The organism is Corynebacterium nasicanis (assembly GCF_042658165.1).
In the GTDB taxonomy this organism is placed as follows: Bacteria; Actinomycetota; Actinomycetes; order Mycobacteriales; family Mycobacteriaceae; genus Corynebacterium; species Corynebacterium nasicanis.
On record NZ_JBHSQE010000009.1, the window covers coordinates 621,390 to 646,609 of the forward strand.

28 protein-coding genes are annotated in these 25,220 nt (G+C 69.7%); 14 read left to right on the top strand and 14 right to left on the bottom strand.

Annotated features, from left to right (window positions below; genetic code table 11):
• Positions 1 to 94: 94 nt before the first annotated feature.
• The 4 genes from ACFPUZ_RS11810 to ACFPUZ_RS11825 all read left to right on the top strand — a co-directional run bounded on the left by ACFPUZ_RS11810 (position 95) and on the right by ACFPUZ_RS11825 (position 2,840).
• Positions 95 to 760 (top strand): metal-dependent transcriptional regulator, encoded by a 666-nt coding sequence (locus ACFPUZ_RS11810; RefSeq protein ID WP_377002094.1) that lies wholly within the window; start codon positions 95 to 97, stop codon positions 758 to 760.
• Positions 761 to 911: 151 nt separating this feature from the next.
• Positions 912 to 1,064, top strand: a complete 153-nt coding sequence (locus ACFPUZ_RS11815; protein WP_377002095.1) for a hypothetical protein — start codon at positions 912 to 914, stop codon at positions 1,062 to 1,064.
• A 10-nt stretch (positions 1,065 to 1,074) separates the two neighbouring features.
• A complete protein-coding gene (locus ACFPUZ_RS11820; RefSeq protein ID WP_377002096.1) occupies positions 1,075 to 1,524 on the top strand; it encodes a PH domain-containing protein in 450 nt (149 codons plus the stop codon).
• Positions 1,521 to 2,840 carry a PH domain-containing protein gene (locus tag ACFPUZ_RS11825; protein ID WP_377002097.1) on the top strand — a complete coding sequence of 440 codons (1,320 nt, stop codon included), beginning with the start codon at positions 1,521 to 1,523 and terminating at the stop codon, positions 2,838 to 2,840. The genes ACFPUZ_RS11820 and ACFPUZ_RS11825 overlap by 4 nt, the downstream gene beginning before the upstream one ends.
• Here ACFPUZ_RS11825 and ACFPUZ_RS11830 read toward each other — a convergent pair.
• Entirely contained in the window at positions 2,813 to 3,283 is a 471-nt protein-coding gene (locus ACFPUZ_RS11830; RefSeq protein ID WP_377002098.1) for a tRNA (cytidine(34)-2'-O)-methyltransferase, read from the bottom strand. The genes ACFPUZ_RS11825 and ACFPUZ_RS11830 overlap by 28 nt on opposite strands.
• Before the next feature lie 24 nt (positions 3,284 to 3,307).
• Between ACFPUZ_RS11830 and ACFPUZ_RS11835 the strand changes: the two genes are divergently transcribed.
• Positions 3,308 to 4,162 (top strand): bifunctional methylenetetrahydrofolate dehydrogenase/methenyltetrahydrofolate cyclohydrolase, encoded by an 855-nt coding sequence (locus ACFPUZ_RS11835; protein WP_377002100.1) that lies wholly within the window; start codon positions 3,308 to 3,310, stop codon positions 4,160 to 4,162.
• Positions 4,155 to 4,475: a DUF3017 domain-containing protein gene (locus tag ACFPUZ_RS11840; RefSeq protein ID WP_377002101.1), complete on the top strand. Its 321-nt coding sequence runs from the start codon at positions 4,155 to 4,157 to the stop codon at positions 4,473 to 4,475. Before ACFPUZ_RS11835 ends, ACFPUZ_RS11840 begins: the two co-directional genes overlap by 8 nt.
• 3 nt (positions 4,476 to 4,478) lie before the next feature.
• On the opposite strand, the gene metX is transcribed toward ACFPUZ_RS11840, so the two are convergent.
• From metX to ACFPUZ_RS11885, 9 genes are all read right to left on the bottom strand, one after another.
• On the bottom strand, positions 4,479 to 5,615 hold the full coding sequence (gene metX, locus ACFPUZ_RS11845; protein WP_377002270.1) for a homoserine O-acetyltransferase MetX: 1,137 nt from the start codon (positions 5,613 to 5,615) through the stop codon (positions 4,479 to 4,481).
• Positions 5,608 to 5,772 carry a hypothetical protein gene (locus tag ACFPUZ_RS11850; RefSeq protein WP_377002102.1) on the bottom strand — a complete coding sequence of 55 codons (165 nt, stop codon included), beginning with the start codon at positions 5,770 to 5,772 and terminating at the stop codon, positions 5,608 to 5,610. The genes metX and ACFPUZ_RS11850 overlap by 8 nt, the downstream gene beginning before the upstream one ends.
• Before the next feature lie 60 nt (positions 5,773 to 5,832).
• The gene (locus ACFPUZ_RS11855; protein ID WP_377002103.1) at positions 5,833 to 7,155 is read right to left on the bottom strand and encodes an O-acetylhomoserine/O-acetylserine sulfhydrylase; all 1,323 of its coding nucleotides are present in this window, start codon (positions 7,153 to 7,155) and stop codon (positions 5,833 to 5,835) included.
• Positions 7,156 to 7,509: 354 nt separating this feature from the next.
• Entirely contained in the window at positions 7,510 to 9,723 is a 2,214-nt protein-coding gene (locus tag ACFPUZ_RS11860) for an NADP-dependent isocitrate dehydrogenase (RefSeq protein WP_377002104.1), read from the bottom strand.
• Between the two features lie 98 nt (positions 9,724 to 9,821).
• Positions 9,822 to 10,712, bottom strand: a complete 891-nt coding sequence (locus ACFPUZ_RS11865; RefSeq protein ID WP_377002105.1) for a siderophore-interacting protein — start codon at positions 10,710 to 10,712, stop codon at positions 9,822 to 9,824.
• Between the two features lie 5 nt (positions 10,713 to 10,717).
• Positions 10,718 to 11,542 (bottom strand): ABC transporter ATP-binding protein, encoded by an 825-nt coding sequence (locus tag ACFPUZ_RS11870; protein WP_377002107.1) that lies wholly within the window; start codon positions 11,540 to 11,542, stop codon positions 10,718 to 10,720.
• A complete protein-coding gene (locus tag ACFPUZ_RS11875; protein ID WP_377002108.1) occupies positions 11,539 to 12,561 on the bottom strand; it encodes a FecCD family ABC transporter permease in 1,023 nt (340 codons plus the stop codon). Before ACFPUZ_RS11875 ends, ACFPUZ_RS11870 begins: the two co-directional genes overlap by 4 nt.
• Positions 12,558 to 13,574, bottom strand: a complete 1,017-nt coding sequence (locus ACFPUZ_RS11880; RefSeq protein WP_377002109.1) for a FecCD family ABC transporter permease — start codon at positions 13,572 to 13,574, stop codon at positions 12,558 to 12,560. The genes ACFPUZ_RS11875 and ACFPUZ_RS11880 overlap by 4 nt, the downstream gene beginning before the upstream one ends.
• A 5-nt stretch (positions 13,575 to 13,579) precedes the next feature.
• Positions 13,580 to 14,623 carry an iron-siderophore ABC transporter substrate-binding protein gene (locus tag ACFPUZ_RS11885; protein WP_377002110.1) on the bottom strand — a complete coding sequence of 348 codons (1,044 nt, stop codon included), beginning with the start codon at positions 14,621 to 14,623 and terminating at the stop codon, positions 13,580 to 13,582.
• 117 nt (positions 14,624 to 14,740) lie between these two features.
• On the opposite strand from ACFPUZ_RS11885, the gene ACFPUZ_RS11890 reads away from it, so the two are divergent.
• The 6 genes from ACFPUZ_RS11890 to ACFPUZ_RS11915 all read left to right on the top strand — a co-directional run bounded on the left by ACFPUZ_RS11890 (position 14,741) and on the right by ACFPUZ_RS11915 (position 20,012).
• Positions 14,741 to 15,640 (top strand): exodeoxyribonuclease III, encoded by a 900-nt coding sequence (locus ACFPUZ_RS11890; RefSeq protein ID WP_377002111.1) that lies wholly within the window; start codon positions 14,741 to 14,743, stop codon positions 15,638 to 15,640.
• 3 nt (positions 15,641 to 15,643) lie between these two features.
• Positions 15,644 to 16,498, top strand: a complete 855-nt coding sequence (locus ACFPUZ_RS11895; protein ID WP_377002112.1) for a trimeric intracellular cation channel family protein — start codon at positions 15,644 to 15,646, stop codon at positions 16,496 to 16,498.
• A gap of 56 nt (positions 16,499 to 16,554) precedes the next feature.
• Positions 16,555 to 16,743: a hypothetical protein gene (locus tag ACFPUZ_RS11900; RefSeq protein WP_377002114.1), complete on the top strand. Its 189-nt coding sequence runs from the start codon at positions 16,555 to 16,557 to the stop codon at positions 16,741 to 16,743.
• An 80-nt stretch (positions 16,744 to 16,823) separates the two neighbouring features.
• Positions 16,824 to 17,864, top strand: coding sequence for a tryptophan--tRNA ligase (gene trpS / locus ACFPUZ_RS11905; RefSeq protein ID WP_377002115.1), 1,041 nt, complete (start codon positions 16,824 to 16,826; stop codon positions 17,862 to 17,864).
• A gap of 107 nt (positions 17,865 to 17,971) precedes the next feature.
• Entirely contained in the window at positions 17,972 to 19,051 is a 1,080-nt protein-coding gene (locus tag ACFPUZ_RS11910) for a YhjD/YihY/BrkB family envelope integrity protein (protein WP_377002116.1), read from the top strand.
• A gap of 106 nt (positions 19,052 to 19,157) precedes the next feature.
• Entirely contained in the window at positions 19,158 to 20,012 is an 855-nt protein-coding gene (locus ACFPUZ_RS11915; protein ID WP_377002117.1) for an RDD family protein, read from the top strand.
• Here ACFPUZ_RS11915 and ACFPUZ_RS11920 read toward each other — a convergent pair.
• Positions 19,954 to 21,159: a D-alanyl-D-alanine carboxypeptidase family protein gene (locus ACFPUZ_RS11920; protein WP_377002118.1), complete on the bottom strand. Its 1,206-nt coding sequence runs from the start codon at positions 21,157 to 21,159 to the stop codon at positions 19,954 to 19,956. The genes ACFPUZ_RS11915 and ACFPUZ_RS11920 overlap by 59 nt on opposite strands.
• Positions 21,160 to 21,197: 38 nt before the next feature.
• On the opposite strand from ACFPUZ_RS11920, the gene ACFPUZ_RS11925 reads away from it, so the two are divergent.
• A complete protein-coding gene (locus ACFPUZ_RS11925; RefSeq protein ID WP_377002119.1) occupies positions 21,198 to 22,118 on the top strand; it encodes an adenosine deaminase family protein in 921 nt (306 codons plus the stop codon).
• A 16-nt stretch (positions 22,119 to 22,134) separates the two neighbouring features.
• Here the strand turns inward: ACFPUZ_RS11925 and ACFPUZ_RS11930 are convergent, their stop codons facing one another.
• The 3 genes from ACFPUZ_RS11930 to ACFPUZ_RS11940 are packed head-to-tail and all read right to left on the bottom strand — an operon-like array spanning position 22,135 to position 24,525.
• Positions 22,135 to 23,364: a hypothetical protein gene (locus ACFPUZ_RS11930; RefSeq protein ID WP_377002120.1), complete on the bottom strand. Its 1,230-nt coding sequence runs from the start codon at positions 23,362 to 23,364 to the stop codon at positions 22,135 to 22,137.
• Positions 23,365 to 23,386: 22 nt separating this feature from the next.
• Positions 23,387 to 24,259, bottom strand: a complete 873-nt coding sequence (locus ACFPUZ_RS11935) for a C40 family peptidase (RefSeq protein ID WP_377002121.1) — start codon at positions 24,257 to 24,259, stop codon at positions 23,387 to 23,389.
• Complete coding sequence (locus ACFPUZ_RS11940) at positions 24,256 to 24,525, bottom strand: hypothetical protein (RefSeq protein ID WP_377002122.1); 270 nt, start codon at positions 24,523 to 24,525, stop codon at positions 24,256 to 24,258. The genes ACFPUZ_RS11935 and ACFPUZ_RS11940 overlap by 4 nt, the downstream gene beginning before the upstream one ends.
• A 52-nt stretch (positions 24,526 to 24,577) precedes the next feature.
• Here ACFPUZ_RS11940 and upp point away from each other — a divergent pair, with 52 nt between their 5' ends.
• Complete coding sequence (upp, locus tag ACFPUZ_RS11945; RefSeq protein WP_377002123.1) at positions 24,578 to 25,213, top strand: uracil phosphoribosyltransferase; 636 nt, start codon at positions 24,578 to 24,580, stop codon at positions 25,211 to 25,213.
• Positions 25,214 to 25,220 lie beyond the last annotated feature (7 nt).

Sequence of the window (25,220 nt, forward strand, 5' to 3'; positions counted from 1 at the left end):
TTTGCTGGATATGAAAGTTCAACGGAATGAACTTCTGGCTACGCTAGCCTGCACTGCCTGCTGCGGCAAGTACCCGCCCCGCTACGATGGATGTATGCACGTCACCGACCTGCCCGATCGCTCGCAGGACTACCTCAAGGCGATCTGGGACATCGCGGAACAGACCAGTGCCCCGGTGGCGCTGGGCGACCTGGCCCGCGCCACCGGGCAGAAACTGCCCACCGCCTCCGAGGCCGTCAAGCGTCTCGCGCGGCAGGGCCTGGTGGACCACCAGCCCTACGCCGGGGTCACCCTCACCGCGGAGGGGCGCCGCCTGGCCCTGGGGATGGTCCGCCGCCACCGCCTCCTGGAGACCTTCCTGGTGACGGTCCTGGGCTACACGTGGGATGAGGTCCACGAGGACGCGGACCTGCTGGAACACGGCGTCTCCGACCGGCTTCTCGCGCGCATCGACACCCACCTCGGCCACCCCGCCCGCGACCCCCACGGCGACCCCATCCCCGCCGCCGACGGATCCGTGGAGGAGTTGTCCGGACACAGTCTCGCGGCCGCCCAACCCGGCACGGACGTGATCATCGAGCAGATCAACGACCACGACCCGGGACTGCTGCGCTACCTCGCCGAGCACGGCATCGGGCCCGGCGTGCGCGTGAGCGTGGCGGCGGCCCCGGTCGCCGGTCTGCTCAGTGTCCGGGTGGGGCGGCGGACGGTCCCGATCGCCGAAAGCAGTCTGGGCGACATTCGGGTCCGCTGGGAATGATCTGGCGACCTCGTCCGGGCGGGAACTTCCCGGAGGGGTGAATCGGGGCCGGCGGGCGAGGGCGGTCGGAACCGGGCGGCTGCCGGGGACGACTGATAACACATGACCCATGTCATTGATAATCAAACCCACACGCCACGGGCGGCGCCAGATGCACCCCGCAGCCACCCTCGGGGTGGGGGCGGCGGTTCTCGCCTATTCGCTCATCGCCCCGCTCTTCGGTCTCAGTCTGCTGGCGTTCCTGCTTATTGACGCCGCCCTCCTCCCCGTCCGCCGCGCCCGACGGCGGCGTCGCCGCGGTTAGGGTGGAGGCCGTGCATCCTGTCTCCCCGCAACTGACCACCGCCCGCTACCTGGGCCGCCTGCCGTGGCTCATCGTCCCCCTGCTCGTCTGCGCCGTCCTGGCGTGGTGGTGGAGCCCCTGGTTCTGGATCGGCGCGGGAATCCTCCTGGCACTGCTGGCCTGGCAGATCTGGCTCATCCCGGCGCAGGTCAAGCTGCTGGGGTGGCAGGAGACGGAGGATGAACTGCTCATCACCAAGGGCAGGCTGTGGCACACCTTCACGGTCGTGCCCTACGGCCGGATCCAGTTCGTCGACGTCACCGCCGGACCGGTCGAGCGCGCCCTGGGGATGAAGACCCTCAAGCTGCACACGGCCTCGGCGTCCTCGGACTCCACGGTCGAGGGACTGCCCGCCGACACCGCCGACGCCCTGCGGGAGCGGCTCGCGGACAAGGCCCGGGAGAGGATGAGCGGCCTGTGAGCCCGGACGAGGAGTTCCGTCGCGTCCACCGGCTGACCCCGTTGCTGAAGTTCTGGACTCTCATCCTCGCGCTGCTCGCCGTCGTGGTGCTCAACGTCAACCTCAGCGCACTCGGCAGCGCCTGGACCTGGCTGGAGGGCGGGCAGGTCCTCGCCCTCCTCGGGGTTGCCGCCGCCTTCGCACTGGCCTGCGGGCTGGTGTGGTTTGTGTCCCAGGTGTGGTGGAAGGCGCTGGGTTTCCGTCTCGGAGCGGAGGAGCTGGCGCTGCGGCAGGGCGTGCTGACCACGAATCTGCGCACCGCCCGGTACGACCGCATCCAGGCCGTCGACGTGGTGGAGTCCGTCATCGCGCGGATCTTCGGCCTGGCCGCGGTTCGGGTGGAGACCGCCGGCGGCGGCAACTCCGTCATCGAGATCGCCTACCTGCCGAAGGCCGAGGCGGAGGCGGTCCGGAGCGAGGTCCTCGCCCGGGTGCACACCGGCCCGGCGGCCGCCGACCCCATCCCCGCAGCGACGCCCGACACGGCGATCGTCCCCGAGATCCCCATCGCCCGCTCCCTGGCCGCCGCGGCACTGCAGGTCTCCAACATCGGTGCCGTCATCGTGGTCGTCGCGGTCGTGCTCTCCCCGCTGAGCATGGCGGCCCTGGTCCCCATCCTCCTCGGTGTTGTGCCCGTCGTGTGGAATCAGATCGACCGTGCCTGGCGTTTCACCGCGCGTCTCGACGACGACACCCTCCATCTCTCCTACGGACTCGCCGACCGCCGGAAGCAGTCGATTCCGCTGGACCGCATCCACGGCGTGCGCCTCACCCAGCCTTTCCTGTGGCGGCTCACCGGCTGGTGGTCCGTCGCGGTCTCCGTCGCCGGCTACGGGATGACGGCTGGCCGCAACGCCGCGACCACCACCGTCCTGCCGGTCGGGGACCGTGCGCAGGCCAACGCCCTCCTCGCCGTCATCGCCCCGGCCCCGCTTATCGACGCCCCCACCTTCACCTCCCCGGCCCGTGCCCGGTGGGTCTCACCCGTGGACCTGCACCAGCAGTCAGTGACGGTGCGCGAGGATGCCGTCATCACCCGGACCGGGCGGCTGAGCACCCGCATCAGCATCATCCACCCCAGCCACATCCAGGAGCTCACCCTCACCCGGGGCCCGCTGCAGCAGCTGCTCCGCCTGTGCACCGTGCGCTTCGACCTGGTGCCCGGTCCCGTGCGCATGGCCGGTCAGGATCTCACCCCGGAGGACGGCACCTCCCTGCTCACTCTGCTGCGCAGTCGTGAACTGCCGACCTACACCCCGCCCGGGAAGCCGAGCTGACGCCAGGCCTCATAGGTCGCCACCGCTGCGGAGTTGGACAGGTTCATCGAGCGTCGTCCCGGGATCATGGGGATACGCACCTCGTGCTCCAGGCGCGGGTGCGCGAGCACCGTCTCGGGCAGGCCGGTGGTCTCCGTGCCGAAGAGCAGGGCGTCGCCCTCCCGCCAGGCCACGTCGGTATGCCACACGGTGGCGCGGGTGGTGAAGGGGAAGATGCGGGAGGCGGGGAGCGTCGATAAGCACTCCTCGAAGGAGGCATGGACGGTGACCTCGGCGAGGTCGTGGTAGTCCAGGCCGGCGCGCCGCAGGTGCCGCTCAGCGAGCGAGAACCCCAGCGGCTCCACGAGGTGGAGGTGCGCCCCCGAGCCCGCGCACATGCGGATGGCGTTGCCCGTGTTCGGGGGAATGACGGGATTATCGAAGATGACGTGCAGTCGGGCCATGGAGGAGAGTCTAGGATGAGGGGCGTGACTGCGATCAAACTTGACGGACAACTCTATCGTGACGAGATCTTCGAGGACCTCGCGAAGCGGACCGCCGCGCTGCGGGAGAAGGGCATCGTCCCCGGCCTGGCGACCGTGCTCGTGGGCGACGACCCGGCCTCGCACTCCTATGTGAAGATGAAGCACCGCGACTGCGAGCAGATCGGCATCAACTCGATCCGCAAGGATCTGCCGGCGGACATCTCGCAGGAGGACCTGCTCGCCGTCATCGACGAGCTCAACAACGACCCCGCCTGCACCGGCTACATCGTCCAGCTCCCGCTGCCGAAGCACCTCGACGAGAACGCCGTGCTCGCCGCCATCGACCCGGACAAGGATGCCGACGGCCTCCACCCGGTCAACCTGGGCAAGCTGGTGCTCAACGAGCCCGCCCCGCTGCCGTGCACCCCCAACGGCTCCATCCACCTGCTGCGCCGCTTCGGCGTCGAGCTGGGTGGCGCGAAGGTGGTCGTCATCGGCCGCGGCGTCACCGTCGGGCGCCCCATCGGCCTCATGCTCACCCGCCGTTCCGAGAACTCCACAGTCACCCTCTGCCACACCGGCACGAAGGACCTCGCCGCGGAGACGAAGAACGCGGACGTCATCATCGCCGCCGCCGGCGTGCCCCACATGCTCACCGCCGACATGATCAAGCCGGGCGCCGCGGTGCTCGACGTCGGCGTCTCGCGTCTCGACGGCAAGCTCGCCGGCGACGTCCACCCCGACGTGTGGGAGGTCGCTGCGTACGTCTCCCCGAACCCGGGTGGTGTCGGCCCGCTGACCCGCGCCTTCCTGGTGTCCAACGTCGTCGAGAGGGCGGAACTGCTCGCAGGTGAGTAGACCCCTGGACAACCCCCACGACCTGTCGGTGGCGCCCGCGCGGCTGCCCCGGTGGGTGCAGTGGGGATTCCTCGCACTCTTCGTCCTCGGGGTGGGGCTGGCGAGTGTGTACTCCCTGACCGAGCACTGGCGGCGCGCCACCTTCGTCCTCGGGGTGTCCCTGTTGTGGCTGGCCGTGGTGCGCTACACCTGCGATTCCCGCCTCGTCGGGGTCTTCGCCGTGCGCTCTCGGCGTTTCGACGCCGCCTTCTGCACCGTCCTCGGGGGGACGATGGCGTTTCTGGCGGCGTCGGTGGACGCGTTGGGGTCCTGATTCCTAGATGAGGTAGCCGTCGTCCTCGTGATCCTCGCCGCTGAGCACGCTGAGGACGAAGAAGCGGCGGAGGATCCGGTCCATCTGCCGGAACTCGGCGAGGAAGGCGTCATGGCCGACGGGGGAGGAGATCCGGGCGATGCCCATGAGCTCCGGAATGTTGCGGGAGAGGTGCTCCTGCTGGTGATAGGGGTAGAGGATGTCGGTGTCCACGCCCACGATCATGGTGGGGACCCGGCACGCGCCGAGCGCCTTGTTGAGGCCCCCACGGCCGCGGCCGATGTTGTGGCGGTTGAGGGCCTCGGTGAGGACGACGTAGCTGCCGGCGTCGAAACGCTCGACCAGCTTCTGGCCGTGGTACTGCAGGTAGCTCTCCACCGCGAAGCGCTGCTCCGGGTCACGGAACTCGCCGTGGGGGTTCTCCCCCTCCTGGCGGCCCGCGCCGAAACGCTCGTCCAGCTCCTGCTCACCGCGGTAGGTGAGGTGGGCGATGCGGCGGGCCGCGGCCAGCCCGGCGTCGGGGGAGGAACCGGTGTCGTAGTAGTCCCCGCCCTGCCAGGCCGGGTCGCGTTCGATCGCGGAGATCTGCGCGGTCTGGATGCCGATCTGCCAGGCGCTGGCCCGCGCGGAGACGGCGATGACGCAGGCCGCGTTGAGCTTCTCCGGGTGCATGAGGGCCCACTCCAAGGTGCGGGCCCCGCCCATGGAGCCGCCGATGACGGCGTGGATGCGGGAGATCCCGAGGGCGTCGAGAAGCATGGTCTCCGCGGTGACCTGGTCGCGGACCGAGATCGCCGGGAACCGGGAGCCCCACCGGCCGCCCTCCGGGTGCGGGGAGGCCGGGCCCGTGGACCCCTGGCAGCCGCCGATGACGTTGGTGCACACGATGCACCAGGCGTCGGTGTCCAGGGCGCGCCCGGGGCCGAGGAGGTCGCACCACCAGTCGGCGACGTTGGTGTCGCCGGTCAGGGCGTGTTCGATGAGAACGAGATTGTTGGTGCCGTCCGGGTCGCCGCGGAACTCTCCCCAGCGACGGTAGGCGATGGTGGCGTCGGTGACGACGCCACCCGCCTCCGTCGGGAGGTCTCCGATGCGGACCTGTGAGAGTTCGCCCTGAGGGGCCAGAGTGAGGTTAGCGATGGGACGTCACCTTCCTGGTCTCCTCGGCGGCGTGCGAGAGCAGCTGGAGGGCCTCGACGCTCCACTCGTTCATGTCCATGTCCTGCCCCTTTCCGCGCGGTTTCGCTAAAGGGTAGATTTCCGCACGGGCCTGCGCAAACAGTGGGGTAGCCTCCATTCACGTCCCCGCAGGTCGGGGCGTGAATGTATATGGACCAAGCTGTCTTTCCGGGGGTGTCTACACAGCCTCGAGGCCGCGCTCCAGGTCGGCGATGATGTCGGTGATCTTCTCGATGCCCACCGACAGGCGGATCGTCTTCTGCGTCACCTGCGCCCGCGCCAGGCCCGCCTCATCCGACTGGGAGTGGGTCGTCGATGCCGGGTGCACGACGAGCGAACGCACATCGCCGACATTGGCCAGGTTGGAGTGCAGCTGCAGGGCGTCGATGAAACGCCACGCGTTCTCCCGGTCATCGCCCTCGGCCGCGAGCTCGAAGGTGAGCACGGAGCCCGTGTAGCGCAGCCCCAGCTTCTCCTTGGTGGCGGCGTAGGGCGAGTCCGGGGTGCCCGCGAAGTTCACCTTCGCCACCTTCGGGTGGTTGTGCAGGAACTCGACCACCTGCAGGGCGTTCTCGTTGTGGCGCTCGATGCGCAGCGGCAGGGTGTCCAGACCCTGCAGCGTCACCCAGGCGTTGAAGGGGGAGATGGCGGCGCCCGTGTCGCGCAGCAGGCCGACGCGGGCCTTGAGGCCGTAGGCGGCGGCGCCCAGATCGGCGTACTTGAGGCCGTGGTAGGCCGGGTCCGGGGTGACGAACTGCGCGTGCACCGGCTCGCCGTCGCGCTCGACGGTCCAGTCGAAGGTGCCGCCGTCGACGAGGATGCCGCCCAGGGCGGAGCCGTTGCCGGTGTAGAACTTGGTCAGCGAGGCCACGACCACATCGGCGCCCAGCTCCAGCGGACGCACGAGAGCGGCGGTGGCGATGGTGTTGTCCACGATGAGCGGCACGCCGTTGCGGTGCGCCACCTCGGCGACGGCCGGGATATCGAGGATGTCCGCGGCCGGGTTGCCGAAGGTCTCGCCGTAGAAGGCGCGCGTGTTCGGCTGCACGGCCGCCTGCCAGGACTCCGGATCATCCGGGTTCTCCACGAAGGTCACCTCGATGCCCAGGCGCTTGAGGGTGACCTGGAAGAGGGTCTCCGTGCCGCCGTAGAGGTGCGGGGAGGTGACGATGTGATCGCCCGCGCCCGCCACATTGAGGATGGCGGCCGTCTCCGCGGCCTGGCCGGAGGCGAAGGCCACGGCGTGGACGCCGCCCTCCAGGGAGGCGAGGCGATTCTCCAGCGCCTCCACCGTGGGGTTGGTCAGGCGCGTGTAGACGGGACCGAGGTCCTCGAGCGCGAAACGCTGCTTCGCATGCTCGGCCGAGTTGAACACGTAGGAGGTGGTCAGGTGGATCGGCTGGTTGCGGGAGTTGTTGTCGGAGTCCAGGGTCTGGCCGGCGTGGATGGCGCGGGTGTCAAAGTCCCATTCGGCGGCTGCGGAATTATCGTATCGAGTCATGGGGGACACTTTAGGTGGCCTGTGTGGAGTTTTAAACCGAGCGGTCTGCTTTAGAGGGGTTTGGGCAGGTGGAGGCGGTTGAATAAAAATAGAGCATCGGTAGACCAAGTGGTTCATTGGTGGGGTTGGCGGCCTCGTCGAAAGCACGCCGTCGAAAGGGTTGCCTGCCGGACCCGGGAAGCCCTGCAATCGACAGCGTGAATTCGACGAGGGCGCGGCGGGGCGCGGCGGGGCGCGGCGGGGCGCGGCGGGGCGCGGCGGGGCGCGGCAAGCCAAGGCAGCGCCCACCCACACCCACACAGCACAACGCCGCCCCGGCCCGGGAGGGCGGGGGCGGCGTCGAGAAGCGGCGCGTTACTTCAGCGCGTCGATGATCTCGTTGAACTTGGAGGAGGGACGCATCACGTCGGAGGTCTTCTCATCGGACGGGTTGTAGTAGCCGCCCAGGTCCACAGCGGAACCCTGGTTGTCGATGAGCTCCTGGTCGATCGTGGCGGCCTCGGCGGCGAGAGCCTCGGCGACCGGCGCGAAGGTCTCGGCCAGGGCGGCATCCTCGGTCTGCGCGGCCAGGGCCTCGGCCCAGTAGGCGGCCAGGTAGAAGTGGGAGCCGCGGTTGTCGATCTCGCCGACCTTGCGGGACGGGGACTTGCCCTCGGCCAGCAGCTTCTCGGTGGCCTTGTCCAGGGTGTCGGCCAGCACGGCCGCCTGGGCGTTGTCCTGGGTGCGGGACACGTGGCGCAGGGACTCGGCCAGGGCGAGGAACTCGCCGAGGGAATCCCAGCGGAGGTGGTTCTCCTGCACGACCTGCTCGACGTGCTTCGGGGCGGAGCCGCCGGCACCGGTCTCGAAGAGGCCGCCGCCAGCCATGAGCGGCACGACGGAGAGCATCTTGGCGGAGGTGCCCAGCTCGAGGATGGGGAAGAGGTCAGTGTTGTAGTCGCGCAGCACGTTGCCGGTCACGGAGATGGTGTCCTCGCCGCGGCGGATGCGCTCGACGGAGAGCTTGGTGGCCTCGACGGGGGAGAGGATGCGGATGTCCAGGCCCTCGGTGTCGTGGTCTGCCAGGTACTTCTCCACCAGGGTGGTGAGGTTGCGGTCGTGCGCGCGCTCCGGGTCGAGCCAGAACACGGCCGGCATGCCGGAGATGCGGGCGCGGTCGACGGCCAGCTTGACCCAGTCCTGGATCGGGGCGTCCTTGGTCTGGCAGGCGCGCCAGATGTCGCCGGCGGAGACCTCGTGCTCGAGGAGGGCCTCACCGGCGGAGTTGCGGACCTGGACGGTGCCGTCGGTGGCGATCTTGAAGGTCTTGTCGTGGGAGCCGTACTCCTCGGCCTTCTGGGCCATGAGGCCGACGTTCGGGACGGTGCCCATGGTGGTCGGGTCGTAGGCGCCGTTGGCCTTGCAGTCCTCGATGACGGCCTGGTAGATGCCGGCGTAGGAGGAGTCCGGGATGACCGCCAGGGTGTCCTGGGTCTGGTCGTCCTTGTTCCACATCTGGCCGGAGGTGCGGATCATGGCGGGCATGGAGGCGTCGACGATGACGTCGGAGGGGACGTGCAGGTTGGTGATGCCCTTGTCGGAGTTCACCATCGCCAGGTCCGGGCCGGCGGCGAGAGCCTCGTCGAAGGCGGCGCGGATCTCGGCGCCGTTCTCCAGGTCCTCGAGGCCGGAGTAGATGGCGCCGAGGCCGTTCTCGCCGTCGAGGCCGGCGGCCAGCAGCTGCTCGCCGTACTTGTCGAAGACGTCGGAGAAGAAGGAGCGCACGACGTAGCCGAAGATGATCGGGTCGGAGACCTTCATCATGGTGGCCTTGAGGTGGACGGAGAAGAGGATGCCCTCGTCCTGGGCGCGCTTGACCTGCTCGTCGAGGAAGGACTGCAGGGCGGCGGCGCGCATGACGGTGCCGTCGACGACCTCGCCGGCCTGGACCTTGAGGTCCTCGCGCAGCTTGGTCTCGGTGCCGTCGGCGGCGACGTGGACGAAGGAGAGGGTGTCCTCGGCCGGCAGGATGACGGACTGCTCGTTGTGGCGGAAGTCATCGGCGTCCATGGTGGCGACGTTGGTCTTGGAGTCGGCGGACCAGGCGCCCATGCGGTGCGGGTTCTTCTTGACGAAGTTCTTCACGGCCTCCGGCGCACGGCGATCGGAGTTGCCCTCACGGAGTACGGGGTTCACGGCGGAACCCTTCACTACGTCGTAGCGCTTCCGGGCGTCCTTCTCCTCCTCGGTCTGCGGGGAGTCGACGTACTCGGGGAGGTCGTAGCCCTGCGCCTGCAGCTCCTTGATCGCGGCCTTGAGCTGCGGCACGGAAGCGGAGATGTTCGGGAGCTTGATGATGTTGGCCTCCGGCGTCTTCGCCAGCTCGCCGAGCTCGGCGAGGGCGTCGTCGACGCGCTGCTCCTCCGTGAGGCGGTCCGGGAACTGGGCCAGGATACGGCCGGCCAGGGAGATGTCGCGGGTCTCGACATCCACGCCTGCAGTGCCGACAAAGGCCTCCACGACAGGCTTGAACGAGTAGGTCGCGAGCAGCGGGGCCTCGTCGGTGCGGGTCCAGATGATCTTTGCCATGTAACTCCCTAACGCTTTCTTCAATATCGGCAGTGTCAACGGCTAAGGATACCTGTTTCCGCTGGAGCAGGTGTAGGACAGGGCATGGGGAATTGCATTCAACCCCGCATGGCCACGCCTTGTTTCCAGTAACCCATGAACGACACCTGGGAGCGTGCCACCCCCCGGTCCCGCACCAGGTGTCGCCGGAGGGTGGTCACCATGACCGCTTCGCCGGCGATCCAGTGGTAGGTGCCGTCCCCCGGTCGCTTATCGACGTCGAGGGGCTCACCCGAGGAGGAGTAGTCCGGGGTCTCCCACGGCAGGACCTCCCCGGGCGAGGGCTCCCGGCCGGTGAGCTGGAAGTGGTCCAGCAGGAGTTGCCCGGGCGGGAGCCCGTGCCGGGGCAACCAGCGGACGGTCATCCGCTCGGGAGTGGGAAAGGACAGCACATCGTCCTGGGTGGGGACCTCGATGAGCGCCTGGCCCCGGGCATCGGCGGGCAGGTCGTCGAGGATGCGGGCGATCGCCGGGGCGGCGGTCTCATCCCCGACGAGCACGATGCGGGTGGCGGTGCCGGGCAGGAACTCCACGCCCATCCCCTCCGGGGTGTCCCGGGAGGGGCCGATGACCAGGAGTGGATCCCCGGGACGGGCGTCCCGCGCCCACCGGGCGGCCGGCCCGGTGGCGTCGGGGGCCAGGTGGAGCACGAAATCGATGACCAGGAACCGGTGACCGGCGGCGTCGAGAAGCTGACGGACTGAGTAGCTGCGCATCGGGCCCCGCCTCTCGGCGGGCAGCGCCGACCACTGCGCGAACCAGTCACCTGCGGCATCGAGTACGGGCAGATCGCCGCTGTCGGTGGGGAAGATGAGCTTGAGACGCTGATCGAGGAAAGGTCCGCTGGCGCGGAAATGGCGCAGCTCATCCCCGGTGAGGGTGATCCGCAGGAAATGGGGGCTGAGCCGCTCGCTGCGGTGGACGTGGACGTGGAAGGGGCGGTAGGACACGGCGGTTACCTCGGCAGGGGGTGGAGGGCGGGATCGAGCACCCCGTGGCGCCCGACGGGCAGGACCAGCGGAGCCCCGGAGACGGGGTCGGGGACGATGCGGGAGGGCAGGTCGAAGACCTCCCGGATGAGGGCGGGGGTGATCACCTGGGCCGGAGGCCCGGCGGACACGACACGCCCGGCGGAGAGCGCCACCAGCTGATCGCAATAGCGGGAGGCGAGGTTGAGGTCGTGCAGGACCATCACCACGGTCGTGCCGCGCTCGGCGTTGAGGTCGCGGAGCAGGTCGAGGATGTCGATCTGGTGGGCGATGTCGAGGTAGGTCGTGGGTTCGTCGAGAAGCAGGATGTCGGTGTCCTGCGCGAGGGCCATGGCGATCCACACCCGCTGCCGCTGTCCGCCGGAGAGCTCGTCGACGCTGCGGTCGGCGAGGTCGGCGATGCCGGTGTTGAGCAGCGCCCGCGCGACCACCTCGTGGTCACGGGCCGACCACCGTCCGAACAACCCCTGGTGCGGGGTCCGGCCGCGCCCCACCAGGTCGGCGACGGTGATACCGTCCGGCGCGAGCGGGGCCTGCGGCAAAAGGCCCAGCAGCCGGGCGACCTGTCGGGCGGGCAGGTCCGTGAGCGGGGTCGAGTCGAGCAGCACCTGGCCCGCGGTGGGGCGCAGCAGGCGGGAGAGGGCGCGGAGCAGGGTGGATTTCCCGCACCCGTTGCCGCCGATGATGCCGGTCACCGCGCCGGGCAGGATGCTCACGTCCAGGTCGGTGAGGACCGGGCGGTCGCCGTAGGACACGGACAACTCCCGGGCGGAGAGGGAAGGGGTGGTCATGGGTGGGTCCCCGATCGTTGGGAGCGGATGAGCAGGAGGATGAGATACGGCGCGCCCAGCATTCCGGTGATGACTCCGACCGGGTAGCGGGTCCCCAGGGCGAATTGCCCGACGAGATCGGCCGTGAGCATGAGCAGCGCCCCGCACAGGCCGGCCGCCGGTACCGGCGAGGCTCCGGGTGTGGTGAGGCGGAGGGCGATGGGCCCGGACATGAAGGCGACGAAGGCGACCGGGCCGCAGGCGGCGGTGGCCACCGCGATGAGAGCCACCGCCGCCACCATGACCGTGACCCGGGTGAGTCCGACCGGGACCCCCAGGCCGGCGGCGAGGTCATCGCCCAGGCGGAGAACGCTGAGGCGGTGGTCGAGCACGAGGATGAGCGGCACCAGCACGCCCACGGCGGTGGCGACGGGCAGTACCCACGGCCAGCTCGCGGCGTTGAGGGAACCGGTCAACCAGCGGGTGGCGGTGGGCAGGTCCCACGCGGCCGCCCGGGACAGCGAGTAGGTGACCACCGACTGCAGCAGGGCCGCCACGCCGATACCGATGAGGATGAGCCGGGTGCTGCGGAAACCGCCGCGCTGGGACAGCAGGTAGATGGCCCCGGCCACCGCGAGCGCGGCCAGCAGGGACAGTGCCGATACCGCCGCCTGGGTGAGGTGGAGGAACACGATGCCCACCACCCCCGCCGCCCCGGCCCCCGAGGAGATGCCGATGATGTCGGGCGAGGCCAGGACATTGCGCAGCAGCATCTGGAACACCACGCCGGAGACCCCAAAGGCGGCGCCGGCCAGGACCGCCAACGCGGTCCGGGGCAGGCGCAGCTCACCGACCGTGTAGGAGGCGCCCGGCACCTGCTCCCCGCCGATGACCCGGGCCACCTCGAGGGGGGTGTAGAAGGTCTCGCCGACCATGAGGCTCGCTCCGATCACGGCGCTGAGCAGCACCGTCAACAGGAGCAGACGCTGTCGGTGGGCGGCGCGGCGTCGGGACCGCGCGGCCCTCAGGTGGGGGATCACAGGTCACGCACCTTCTGGCGGCGCACGATCCAGATGAACAGCGGCGCCCCCAGGAGCGGGGTGATGACGGCGACGGCGATCTCATGGGGCCGCGCGATGACGCGGCCCACGGTGTCGGCGGCGATGAGCAGCACCGCGCCCGCCACGGCGGAGGTGGGCAGGAGCCAGCGGTGGTCGCTCCCGACGACGAGGCGACACAGGTGGGGGACGACCAGTCCCACGAAGCCGATGGGGCCGGCCAGTGCGGTCGCGGTGCCGCAGAGGGTGACGGCGCCGGTGGCGGCCACCAGTCGGGTGGCGCCGGGGTGGGCGCCGAGTCCGGCGGCGACGTCGTCGCCGAGGGCCAGTGCGTTGAGCCCTCCGGCGCTGGCCAGGCACAGCAGGGCGCCTCCCAGCAGGAACGGCACCCCCAGGAGGAGATGCTCGAAGGTGGCTCCCCCGACGCTGCCGATCTGCCAGAAGCGGAAGGTGTCCATGACGTCGACCCGGGGGAGCAGGACCGCGCTCACCAGCGAACTGCCGGCGGCGGCGGTGGCCGCCCCGGCCAGCGCCAGGGAGAGGGGAGCGGGGTCCCCGCCCCGCGCGCCGCCCGGGCTGCTCAGCGAGCCCACGACAAAGACAAATACCGCCGCCAGCGCGGAACCGAGGATGGCGGTGAAGAACGTGGGCACGGGGTTGCGCAGCCCGAAGAAGGCGATGCCGACGACGACCGCCAGGGCGGCGCCGGACAGGACCCCGAAGATCCCGGGGTCCGCCAGGGGATTGCGGGTGATCGCCTGCATGCTCACCCCCGCGACCGCCAGCGCCGCACCGACGGCGGCGGCCAGGGCGGTGCGGGGCAGGCGTTGCGCGGCGGCGGCCTGGTTGATGGTGTCGGCGTGGCCGCGGAGGGCGGACCAGGCGTCGGCAAGCGCGATGTCGCGGGCCCCGTAGGTCACGGACGCGAGGGCACAGACGAGGAGCAGGCACGCGAGGGCGCCGAGGATGAGGGCGCGGGAGGAGTGGGTGGGCATGGCGGCTACGTCAGGGCCTCCGCGAGGAGGGCGAAGTAGTCCCGGACTCCCCAGGGAATGGACAACGGGGAGGGGTTGGCGGCGGCGGACAGGGGTCCGGTGCCGAGGAAGGCGACGTGGCCGTCCCGGATCGCGGGGATGGTCCCCAGGAGCGGATGTGCCTGCAGCGTGTCCAGGGTCTTCTGGTTCTCCTCCGGGTCGTCGGATCCGTAGGAGATGATGAGGTCCACGTCGTGGAACGACTCCACGTCTTCGGCCGAGTACTCGATCCAGAACTGCGCGGCATCATGGCTCTCCGCTGCGACGACGGCGGGGACCCCGAGGCCGGCGTCGGCGAGGAAGCCGGCCCGGGGATCCTGGGTGCCGTAGAAGCCGATGGTGGACAGGTCGTTCTGGCCGCCGAAGGAGGTGAACAGGACCTTGGCCTCCCGCAGCTCCGGGTGTTCGTCGAGCGCAGCGGCGACCTCGGCCTCCAGGTCCGCGGTGAGCTCGTGGCCTTCGGCGGACTTACCCAGGCCCTGGGCGTCGAGCGAGATCATGTCCGGCAGGGAGGTCCCCCAGGGGATGCCCGGGTAGGCGACGACGGGGGCGATCTTGCTCAGCTTGTCGTAGTCGTCGCGGGTGAGTCCGGAATAGGCGGCGAGGATGACGTCAGGGCGGGTGTCGGCGATCTGCTCGAAGGGGATCGCGTCGGTCTCGTCGAAGAGGACCGGCGGCGGGGCGTGAAGTTCCGCGAGCTTGTCCTCGACCCAGGGGAGGAGGCCGTCGCCGTCATCGTCTCCCCACGTGGCCTTCGACATGCCGACGGGGACGATGTCCAGAGCCAGCGGCACTTCGTGGTTGGCCCAGCCGATGGTGGCCACGCGTTCCGGGGTGGTGGGGATGGTCGTCGTTCCGAAGGCGTGGGTGATGGTCGTGGGGAAGCCTGCGGCGGGGTCGGCAGGGGAACTGGCGGGCGTGTCGCCGGGCGAGCTGCAGGCCGCGAGCGTGAGGGCGGCGAGCGCGCTGGCGAGCACCCCCGTGACGCGGAGGCGGTTGGGTCGGTGCACCGGAATCCTTTCGATAGCATTTAGGCAAGGCTTGGCTAACTTAGCATGGCCTAAATTGACAAGGAAAGGGTCGGGGAGAAACTGGTGCGCCCGCCCGCCCCGACTAAGGTGAGCGGAATGAGCCTGACCATCTCTTCCGTCAACGTCAATGGAATCCGCGCCGCAGTGAAGCAGCGCAACGAGGACAACCCCGGCATGCTCGCCTGGCTGGAACAGTCCCCGGCCGACGTGGTGCTGCTCCAGGAGGTCCGCGCCACCGTCGAGGAGTCGATCGCGGCCCTCCAGCCGGCGCTCGACGCAGGCTGGCACTACGTCGGTGCCCCGGCCGCCGCCCGGGGCCGGGCCGGCGTGGGCATTCTCTCCCGCGCCCCGCTTGCCGACGTCCGCGTCGGCCTCGGTTCCTTCCTCGATTCCGGCCGCTGGATCGAGGGCACCTATGAAGGTGTGCGGGTCGCCTCCCTCTACCTGCCCTCCGGTTCCGCCGGCTCGGCCAAGCAGGACGAGAAGTACTCCTTCCTCGACTCGTTCGGCCCCCACCTCGACGCCCTGGCCGACGCCTACCCGGACATGGTCATCGGCGGCGACTGGAACATCTGCCACCGCCGCGAGGACCTGAAGAACTGGAAGTCCAACATGAAGAAGTCCGGCTTCCTCGCCGACGAGCGGGCGTTCATGGACTCCGTGTTCGGCGCCTTCCCGGAGGAGAACCCGCAGGACAAGCCGGGGCTGGGGGAGTATTTCGGTGTCATCGACTACCCGGGGCGTACGATCCGGGGTGCAGCCACCGAACCGCGGTGGTTCGACGTGGCCCGTCGCCTCCAGCCGGAAGGGGAGGGGCCGTACACCTGGTGGACCTACCGTGGGCAGGCGTTCAACAACAACGCCGGCTGGCGCATCGACTACCAGGCGGCCACCCGGAGCATGCTCGGGCGGGCCGAGCGCAGCTGGGTTGACCGCGCACCCACCGTGGAGACCCGCTGGTCCGATCACTCCCCACTGAATGTGACGTACTCATAGATCATGGACGCTGTCGATACCGCGCAACTGCTCGTGGTCACCTTCGTCATCGGCATCACCGCCGAGGCGATCACCGCGGCGCTGGCCGCGGGCAAGCAGAAGATGGACCTCTTCGGCGTCGTGGCGCTGGCCGCGCTCACCGCGCTCGGCGGCGGCACGATCCGCGACATGGTGCTCGACACCTACCCCCTGACGTGGGTGGAGCAGCCGATCTACCTCATCATCGTCGTCGTCACCGCGCTGGTGACGGTGTCCCTGTCCTTCCTCATGCACTACTTCCGGAAGGTGTTCCTGCTTGCCGACGCCGTCGGCCTGGCCACCTTCTCGGTCATCGGCACCCAGATGGCCCTCGGGCTGGGGCACGGCTTCGTCATCGCGTGCGTGGCCTCGGTGGTCAACGGCGTGTCCGGCGGCATCCTCCGTGACCTCATGAGCGACCGCGTGCCGCTGGTGTTCTCCAAGGAGCTCTACGCCACCATCTCCATCTTCGCCACGTGCATCTACATGAGCCTGCTGGCGATGGGGGTGGGGGAGAACTGGACCATCGTCATCACCCTGGTGGCCGCCTTCGTCATCCGCGTCATCGCGATGTACTTCGGCCTTTCCCTGCCGGTCTTCGAGTACCAGACCGACGAGGCGACGAAGAACCCCCGTTCCTCCCTGCACTACCAGTCCACCCGCCGCAGCCTCCGCCGCTCCCGCAACAGCCTCAGCTTCGACGTCTCCCGCTATTCCCTGCTGGGGAAGAAGCGCGGCGCGGGCGGGAAGAAGCAGCGCTGGGCGCTACCGGAGGATGATCCGGACACCGGACCGGAGCAGGAGCCGGAAGCTGATCCGCAGGTACGCCCCCGGGGCTAACCCCGGGTGCTAGAGTGTTGCACGACTATAGAACCTTCAAGAGAAGTGGAACTCACATGCGCGCTCTCATCTACCTGGTCCTCGGTGCCGCCCTCTTCATCGCCGGCTGGTTCTGGGCCGCCGCCCTGGGTCACGCCGTGCTGGCCATCGTCGCGGCCCTGCTCATGGGCGCCGGTGGCGCCCTCGTCATCGTGGCCCTGGCCATCGGCCTCGACAAGTACAGCCCCACCTCCCGCAAGCTCTAGCCGCTGCGGCGGGGAGAAGGCGGCGTCGATACGCAGGTGATCGACGCCGCCTTCGGCATGTCGGGCTAGACTCAACAGCCATGAGCGAGCAGAATCCGTCGACCGAATCCCGCCAGCGAGTCCTCTCCGGCATCCAGCCGACCGCGGACTCCTACCACCTGGGCAACTACCTGGGTGCGCTCAAGCAGTGGATCGACCTGCAGAACAACTACGACGCGTTCTACTTCATCCCCGACCTGCACGCCATCACCGTCGAGCAGGATCCGGAGGAGCTGCGCCGCCGCACCATCGCCGGCGCCGCCCAGCTCATCGCCCTGGGCATCGACCCGGAGCGCTCCACCCTCTTCGTCCAGTCCCACGTGCCGCAGCACGCGGAGCTCACCTGGGTGCTCGGCTGCCTCACCGGCTTCGGCGAGGCCTCGCGGATGACCCAGTTCAAGGACAAGTCGGCCAAGCAGGGGGCGGACCGCGCCACCGTCGGCCTGTTCACCTACCCGGTGCTCATGGCCGCCGACATCCTGCTGTACAAGCCGCAGCTCGTGCCCGTGGGCGAGGACCAGCGTCAGCACCTCGAGCTCACCCGCACCCTGGCGGAGCGCTTCAACTCCCGCTACGGGGAGACCTTCGTCGTGCCCGAGAGCTTCATCCCCGAGGGGGCCGCGAAGATCCAGGACCTGCAGAATCCCACGGCGAAGATGTCCAAGTCGGCGGAGAACCCCAAGGGCTGCGTCAATCTTCTCGACGACCCGAAGACCTCCGCCAAGCGCATCCGCTCCGCGGTGACGGACAACGACGGCATCATCACCTTCGACAAGGAGAACAAGCCGGGCGTGTCCAACCTGCTGGTCATCCAGTCGGCGCTGACGGGCACGCCCGTCGACAAGCTCGTGGCCGGCTACGAGGGGGCCGGCTACGGCGCGCTCAAGGTCGACACCGCCGACGCCCTCGAGGCGTTCACCACCCCGCTGCGCGCGCGTTTCGACGAGCTCATGGCCGACCGCGGCGAGCTCGAGCGCATCCTCGCCGCCGGTGCGGAACGCGCCCGGGAGGTGGCGGAGCCGCTCGTCGAGGACATCTACGACAAGGTCGGGTTCCTGCGCTCCCTGCGCGTCGCCAGGTAACGGTTTCGCCGCAGCGGGCGTGCGGTGGGTGCGGGGCGCCCCAAATTTCCCTACCGTTGAAGTCATATCAACAGACGTGATGGTTTCACCGTTCCCGAGGAGATCCCGTGGCCACGAGCACACACCCCGATCAGCGCTACACCGACGAGTTCGGAATTGAACGGCTCCGCGACGACGAGCAGGGGGTCGTCGACAAGGTGCGCGACCGCTCCGAGGCGGTCGACCACCTCATGCGGATGCAGGACCGCTACTCCTCCATGGGAGGCAACCAGTACTCCGCCGGCATCACCTACTTCTCGGTACTGGCGATCTTCCCGATCCTCATGCTCGTGGTGGCGGCCATCGCCAGCTTCCTGGCCAACCGCCCGGAGGTGCTCTCCCAGGTCCAGGAGCAGATCGCCGGATCCGTCGGGGGTGAGGTGGGCGCTCTCATCAACGACATTCTCGAAACCGCCATCGAGCAGCGCGGCACGGTCGCCGGCATCGGTGCCCTCACCGCCCTGTGGTCGGGCCTGGGCTGGATGAGCAACCTGCGCTACGGGGTGTCCAAGATGTGGAAGGTCGATCCCACGGCGGTGGGCAACTTCCTCAAGAACAAGGCCTCCGACCTGCTCGGCCTCGTCGGCCTGCTGCTGGCCCTGGTGCTGGCCTTCGCCGTCACCGCGGTCTTCAGCTCCGGGTTGACCACCCACGTGCTCGAGTTCTTCGGCCTGGGCGAGGTCCCGGGCATCCGCTTCGTCACCTTCCTCGTCTCCATCGTCGTCGGTGTGCTGGCGAACTTCCTCGTCATGGCGTGGATGGTCTTCTACCTGCCACGCACCAAGGTGCCCCGGCGCTCCGGCCTGCAGGCGGCGCTCATCGGCGCCCTCGCCTTCGAGGTGATCAAGCAGCTCGGATCCCTCTTCGCCTCCAACGCCCTGTCCAACCCGGCGGGCGCCACCTTCGGACCCATCATCGGTCTCATGGTCCTGCTCTACCTCGTGTGGCGCCTCGTGCTCTACGTGTCCGCATGGGCGGCGACCACCGAGGAATCGATGGCCATGGCGCAGATGCCGGCCCCCGAACCGGCGGTCATCCGCGTGCGCCAGGAGATCAACCGGGGGCCCGGAACGGGCACCGCCGTCGGGCTGGGGGCGGCGGCCGCCGCCCTGGGCGCCGGCGCCCTCGCGCTGCTGCGCCGGAAGTAGCCGCCGTATCAGGGGAGAAATCAGGGGAACGCCCGATGCGGGGGCGCCCCCTGAGGCTTAGCCTGTAGTCATAACCCGCCGAACAGACAGGACCAAGGTGAACGCCATGACCTCCCCGATGCCCGACCTCTACGACACCGTCGGTTGCGAGCGCTCCGCCTCCAGCAGCGACCTGGCCCGCGAAATCGCCGCCCGCGACCTGGACCTGGAGAACCAGCTCATCCCCGCCTCCGATCCGCGGCGGCGGCAGCTGCAGACGGCCTTCGCCGTTCTCTCCGACGAGAGCCGCCGCGCCACCTACGACGACGCTCTCCGCGCCTCCCTCCGACTCACCTGGGCGGACCTGGAGCACCTGGGTAACTTCGGCACCTTCCCGGCCGCGGGCCTGCAGCCCGAGCCGACGCCTCCGGCCAACGCCTACAACTACCCCACCCACGTCCATGAGCCCCCGCCGGAGCCGGTGTTCCAGCCCTTCCAGAACGCCACCCCCTACACCGCGCAGGTGCCGGTCGCGCCCGCCTACGGCGCCGTGCCGTCCTTCGCGGACCGGCCCTCCGCCCTCAAGCGCCTGGGCATGATGATCCTCGACGGACTCGCCGTGGGTCTGGTCACCAGCGTGGTGCTCGTCGGCGTGGACACGGAGGCCGTCCTCGGGACCGTGCTCGCGGGTCTCATCGGAGCGGCCTGGTTCCTCGGCTTCGAGGTGCTCACCGGCGCCTCCCCGGTCAAGCACCTCTTCGGCTACGAGGTCCGGGACCAGCAGACCGGTGACAAGCTCAGCTGGGAGCAGTCCGCCAAGCGCCAGTGGTGGCGTCTGGTCAACATCATCCCGGGCCTGGGCGCGCTCATCAGCTTCATCGGCATGATCGTCATCGGTGTGTCCATCAAGCCGGAGAACGGGCTCATCGGCGTCCACGACCGCTGGGCCGGCGCCGAGGTCGTCCGGAAGTCCGGACGCTGATCACAGCCCCCACCAGGGCGAGCACCCCCACGACCGCCACCGCGATGATCCCCGGCAGCCCCCAGGGCCGGGGATCATCGGCGTCGTGGACCCCGGGCACCTCCACGGGATCCGCGTCCGGGGCCGGGGTGGGCTCCGCCGCGGACACCGGCTCGAGCAGGCCAACGCCCTCGCCGGCGGGGGTGTCGAAGGCGGCGTCGAGAAGCAGCTGCGCCTGCTCCCACGGGCGCGCCTTCTCTGTCGTCGTGTCGAGGATGACCGCGAAGAGGCGCCGGCCGCTTCGCTCCTTGGCGCCGACGAAGGTGTGGTTGGCGTCGTCGGTGTACCCGGTCTTGCCGCCGAGGCCGTGTTCGTCGTTGAGCAGCAGGCCGTTGTCGTTCCACACCTCGAAACCGGGCAGCTCATCGAAGCCGGGGAAGGCGACGTGGTCGGTGTTCATGATCTCGTAGAGGCGCGGCGTGGCGTAGGCCCGGCGGTAGATGAGTCCCATGTCGAAGGCGGAGGTGGACATCCCGGGGGCGTCGAGGCCGGAGTAGCTGGCGGCGACGGTGTCGGTGGTGCCCAGCTCCCGCGCCAGATCGTTGATCAGGCGCAGGGTGAGGGCATCGCCGCCGAGCTCCTGCGCGAGGGCGTGGGCGGCGTCGTTGCCGGAGGAGAGCAGCAGACCGTGGAGGAGGTCGTCGACGGTGTAGGTGCCGCCCTCGCCGAGCCCGACCGCCGAGCCGATCTGGGCCGCGGATTCGTGGCTGACCACCACCTCCGTGGCGGGGTCCAGCTCCCGCAGCACGACCATGGCCAGCAGCACCTTGATGATGCTCGCCGGCCGGTAGCGCCCGTGCGGGTCCTTCGCCGCGATGACCTCGCCGGAATCCATGTCGGCTAGGAGCCAGGCGCTGGCGTGCACCTCGTCGGGGACGTCGAAACCACGCGGCGCCGACACCCCGCACGGCGCGTCCGCGACGACCGGCAGGGGAGTGGGGGTGGCCCCCGGCTCCGGCACCTCCGAGGTGGTCTGCGGCTCCGGCGGGAGGAGGGAGTGCGGGCAGCCCGACGTGTCGGGGGCGCGGTCGCGGGTGGGGGTCTCCGACGGCGGCAGGGTGGGCAGCGTCAGCGCGACGGCCAGGGTGAGGGTGGCGAACATCTTCATGACGGGAGCCATCGTAGGCCCCCGTTAGGATGGTCGACATGAGCGACATCTCCGATCTGCCCAAGGTCCTCCTCCACGACCACCTCGCCGGCCCGCCCGCCCAGACCCCCGACGCGCTCACCGCCCAGGTCCGGGAGCACCTTGAGCGGCTGGTCGAGGACCGGGTCGTCTACGTCGAGCTCCGCCTCTCCCCGCACCTGCACACCGCCGGCGGCCTCACCCTCCAGGAGGTCATCGATTGCGCCGTCGCCGGCCTCGACGTCCCGCTTATCGACGCCCGCCTCATCCCCACCGCCCACCCCGGCCAGGATGCCACCGCCGTCGCGTCCCTCGTCGTGGCCAACCACGGGCCTGCGGTCGTCGGCTTCGACGTGGCCGGCGAGCTGGCCGGGCTGGAGGAATTCGCCGAGGCCTTCCGGCTGCTGCGCGAGAACTACGTCCCCTTCACCGTCCACGCCGGGTTGCACGGCGGCATCGAGGAGATCGCCGCGGCGGTGCAGCACGGCGCGGTGCGCCTGAGCCACGCGCTGGCGCTCATCGACGACTTCACGGTCGACACCGAGGGATTCGAGGGAGTCCTGCCCGGCCGCGTCTCGAGCTGGGTGCGGGACCGGCACATCGTCGTGGAGTGCGCGCCCTCGCTCGAGGTGTCCCTCGGCGTGGTTGACGAGTATTCCGAGCATCCGCTGACCCTGTGGCAGCAGCTCGGTTTCACCTGCACGGTCAACACCGCGCAGCTCGACGTGGCGGGCGGCCTGAGCGCCGAGTTCGAGCGCCTCGAGCAGATCTTCGGCTACGGCCTGGAGGAGTTCTTCGACCTCACCGTCAACGCCGTGCGCGGGGCCTTCATCAGCGAGGTCGAGCGCCAGGACCTGCTCGAGCGCGTCATCCTCCCGGCCTATGAGGCGCAGGACCTCGGCGCCGGGCTCGACGAGTTCGACGACGAGTTCCGGGAGTAGCTGTCAGGTCGGGCGCCTAGAACTTGGAGAAGCGCTTGACCAGCATCTCCTCCAGCTCCTTCCAGGAGTTCGCGTGGTCGGAGTAGGGCTTGGAGGGCACGTAACCGGCCGTCTTGGTGGAGCCGAGCATGTAGGACAGGTAGTCCTGCGTGCGGGGGTTGGCCAGCAAGTAGGAGTTGAGGGAGTCGTCGGCGGCCCAGTCGGCGGCATCTGCGAAGAGCTCGTAGCCGCGCGACATCTGCGCGGTGTCGACGGCCTCCGGGCCCTTCCCGATGTCCGCGACCAGCCCCTGGTAGGAGTACTGGTTGTCCGGGTGCACGAGGACGTCCAGCTCGCCGGCGTTGGCGTGGGTCATCACCGTCTCCCACGTGGCCAGGCCGGCCATGTCGTGCTCGTCGTTCTCCACCAGCCAGCGGGCGAGCTGACGGGTGGTGGGGAAGGTGAAGATCTCACCGAAACGGCCCAGGAACACCGGGGCGCCGTCGACGTAGGTACGCAGGGTGTAGACCGACTTGCCGTCGAGGGTGATCTTCACCGGGTCGATGCCGGCCAGGCCCCACACGGAGGAGTCGTAGGGGTCGGCCTGCTCGGCGGCCTCCTTCTCGGCGGCTTCCGCGGCGGCCTTGGCTTCGGCGGTGCGGATCCGGGCGTCGTCGATAAGCTGCTGGGATTCCGCGGCCTCCGTGTCGGCGACCTCGATGACCCGCACCTGCTCGTCCAGGGATGCGACGACCTTGGCCCAGTTGGCCAGCACGACCCGGCCGACCGCCGACCACTCGCCCATTCCGTGGTCACCGCCGTAGTGGTCCGCGCCGCGCTGGACATTGCCCAGGACGGAGTGGGAGGCGAAGAAGAGGACGGCGTCATCCGCACCCGTGACCTCGGCCAGCGACCTGGTCACCTGGAGCACGCGGCCCAGGGCGGAGACGTTCTCGTAGGAGGGGCGGCCGGCCAGCAGTGCCGGGGCGCCGATGATGTCGAAGGTCTCCTTCTTCTCCGGCACGATGAGATCCGCGGGCTGGGCGGCGAAGGCGCCCCACTTGGGGTGGGAGGTGAGGTCGTGGCGCTTCCCGGAGCGCAGGAAAGCGTGGAGCTGCGCCGGGGAGGTGAACAGGAACAGCCCGTCCTCGTCGCCGAGGAAGGCCTGCCACTCCGCCCCGTGCTCCTTCCAGGTCGGTGCCCAGAGGGTGTAGAAGTCGCCCTCGGTGAGGGACAGTTTCACAGGAATGATCGCACGGGAGGTCATGGGGCGGGATTCTACCGGAGTCCTAGCCCGTCGGCCGCCAGAAGCCCTTGAAGGCCATGCCCATGTTCGTGGTCCGCACCGGGTTGAGCGAGACGGGGTCCCCGGCCTCGATGAGCTGCCCGTCCCCGGCGTACATGGCCACGTGCCCGTCCCACACCGCGAGATCGCCCGGCTGCAGGGATTCGGCGCTCACCTGCACCCCGACGTTCTGCTCCTGGGCCAGGCGGGGCAGCTCCACCCCGGCCTGCCGGTAGGCCCATTGCGTGAGGCCGGAACAGTCGAAGCCTGCAGGCGTCGTGCCTCCCCACACGTAGGGAGTGCCCAGGGCATTCTTGGCCGCCGCGACCGCCGCCTCGCCGGCCTGCACATCACCGCTGCTCGTCGAACTGGCCGGCGCTGTCTCCGGCGCTTCGGGGGCAGGGTCCGGGAGGGGCGCGGCGTGCGGGGTGGCGGCCACGCGCTCGAGGTCCTCGCTCAGGGGCGCGAGCAGGCCGTCGAGATCGGTGACGCGCGCGGTCGCCTCCTGCAGGAAGCTCTGCGCCAGAAGCTGGAGTTCGAGCAGGGCGCCCAGCTGCGCGCCGGGGGCGGGGGAGAAGAACTTGGGCACCACCGCCCCCGCCTCCTGCAGCAGACCGTGGGTGAGGTGGGTGAGCTCGGCGCGGGTGGCCTCCACGTGGGCGGCGGCGCGGTCGCTGATCCGGGACACAAGATCACGGTCCCCGCTGAGGTGACGGGCAACCTCCACCAGGGTGGTACCGCCGGGTGAGCCGTGCGCGATCATCTCGGCCAGCGGGACGGCCGCGGCGAAATCCGGCAAGGGGGGCAGCTCCACCGGGGACAGCTCCTCGGGGGCCAGGTCGAGGATGTGGCGGACCGCCTCCACGATCTCCCTCATGACAGCCTCCCCAGCTCCGCAGCCAGCCCCCGGTCCTGGGCATCGGCGGCTGCGATGATCCGGTGCGAGCGCTCGCCGAGGACGCGGGCCCGCTCGTGGACGCGGCGGGTCTGGGTGTCGAGGTGGAGGAGGGCGTCGAGAAGCGAGGCCGCGAAGCGGCCGCCCCCGGAGACGGTGACGGGGGTGAGGGGAGGGCGGGAGGCGGCGTCGAGAAGATCGGTGGCCAGCAGGCGGGCGTGGGCGGGATCGAGGTGAAGAGTGTCCATGCCTTTATTGGACTGTGAAAACGGCCGAAAGGTTCCCGCTATCCTGGTGCGCATGGAGATCACCATCGTCGAACATCCGCTGGCCGCCTCACGACTGACCATCATGCGTGACGCCCGCAGCGACAACGCCGCCTTCCGCGCCGCCCTCGCCGACCTGGGCACCATGCTGGTCTACGAGGCGTCGCGTGACCTGCCCGTCGAGCATTTCGAGTGCCAGACCCCCGTGGCGGTGGCGGAGGGCACGCGCCTGCAGGACCCGCCGATCATCGTCCCGGTGATCCGCGCCGGGCTGGGCATGATCGATCCGGCGCTGTCGATGATTCCCGACGCGCAGGTGGGCTTCATCGGCCTGGCCCGCAACGAGGAGACCCACGAGCCGGTCCCGTACCTCGAGGCGCTGCCGCATGATCTCACCGGCCGCACCGTTTTCGTCGTCGACCCGATGCTGGCCACCGGCGGCTCGCTGCTCCACGCCATCCGCCTGCTGGCGGACCGCGGGGCAACCGACATCACCGCCATCTGCATGGTCTCCGCCCAGCCGGGGGTGGATGCGCTCGCGGAGTCCGGGCTGCCCGTGCGCCTGGTCACCGCGTGCGTCGACCCGGAACTCAACGCGGACGCCTACATCGTGCCTGGTCTCGGCGACGCCGGCGACCGTCTCTACGGACCCCGGAACATCGACCTGTAGCCTCCCG

Bases quoted from the DNA above. Each gene is read 5' to 3' on its own strand.
- ACFPUZ_RS11810 (WP_377002094.1), top strand. From the start codon at position 95: ATGCACGTCACCGACCTGCCCGATCGCTCGCAGGACTACCTCAAGGCG.
- ACFPUZ_RS11815 (WP_377002095.1), top strand. From the start codon at position 912: ATGCACCCCGCAGCCACCCTCGGGGTGGGGGCGGCGGTTCTCGCCTAT.
- ACFPUZ_RS11830 (WP_377002098.1), bottom strand. From the start codon at position 3,283: ATGGCCCGACTGCACGTCATCTTCGATAATCCCGTCATTCCCCCGAAC.
- ACFPUZ_RS11850 (WP_377002102.1), bottom strand. From the start codon at position 5,772: ATGGAGGCTACCCCACTGTTTGCGCAGGCCCGTGCGGAAATCTACCCT.
- ACFPUZ_RS11855 (WP_377002103.1), bottom strand. From the start codon at position 7,155: ATGACTCGATACGATAATTCCGCAGCCGCCGAATGGGACTTTGACACC.
- ACFPUZ_RS11860 (WP_377002104.1), bottom strand. From the start codon at position 9,723: ATGGCAAAGATCATCTGGACCCGCACCGACGAGGCCCCGCTGCTCGCG.
- ACFPUZ_RS11870 (WP_377002107.1), bottom strand. From the start codon at position 11,542: ATGACCACCCCTTCCCTCTCCGCCCGGGAGTTGTCCGTGTCCTACGGC.
- ACFPUZ_RS11880 (WP_377002109.1), bottom strand. From the start codon at position 13,574: ATGCCCACCCACTCCTCCCGCGCCCTCATCCTCGGCGCCCTCGCGTGC.
- ACFPUZ_RS11890 (WP_377002111.1), top strand. From the start codon at position 14,741: ATGAGCCTGACCATCTCTTCCGTCAACGTCAATGGAATCCGCGCCGCA.
- ACFPUZ_RS11895 (WP_377002112.1), top strand. From the start codon at position 15,644: ATGGACGCTGTCGATACCGCGCAACTGCTCGTGGTCACCTTCGTCATC.
- ACFPUZ_RS11900 (WP_377002114.1), top strand. From the start codon at position 16,555: ATGCGCGCTCTCATCTACCTGGTCCTCGGTGCCGCCCTCTTCATCGCC.
- trpS (WP_377002115.1), top strand. From the start codon at position 16,824: ATGAGCGAGCAGAATCCGTCGACCGAATCCCGCCAGCGAGTCCTCTCC.
- ACFPUZ_RS11915 (WP_377002117.1), top strand. From the start codon at position 19,158: ATGACCTCCCCGATGCCCGACCTCTACGACACCGTCGGTTGCGAGCGC.
- ACFPUZ_RS11920 (WP_377002118.1), bottom strand. From the start codon at position 21,159: ATGAAGATGTTCGCCACCCTCACCCTGGCCGTCGCGCTGACGCTGCCC.
- ACFPUZ_RS11925 (WP_377002119.1), top strand. From the start codon at position 21,198: ATGAGCGACATCTCCGATCTGCCCAAGGTCCTCCTCCACGACCACCTC.
- ACFPUZ_RS11930 (WP_377002120.1), bottom strand. From the start codon at position 23,364: ATGACCTCCCGTGCGATCATTCCTGTGAAACTGTCCCTCACCGAGGGC.
- ACFPUZ_RS11935 (WP_377002121.1), bottom strand. From the start codon at position 24,259: ATGAGGGAGATCGTGGAGGCGGTCCGCCACATCCTCGACCTGGCCCCC.
- ACFPUZ_RS11940 (WP_377002122.1), bottom strand. From the start codon at position 24,525: ATGGACACTCTTCACCTCGATCCCGCCCACGCCCGCCTGCTGGCCACC.
- upp (WP_377002123.1), top strand. From the start codon at position 24,578: ATGGAGATCACCATCGTCGAACATCCGCTGGCCGCCTCACGACTGACC.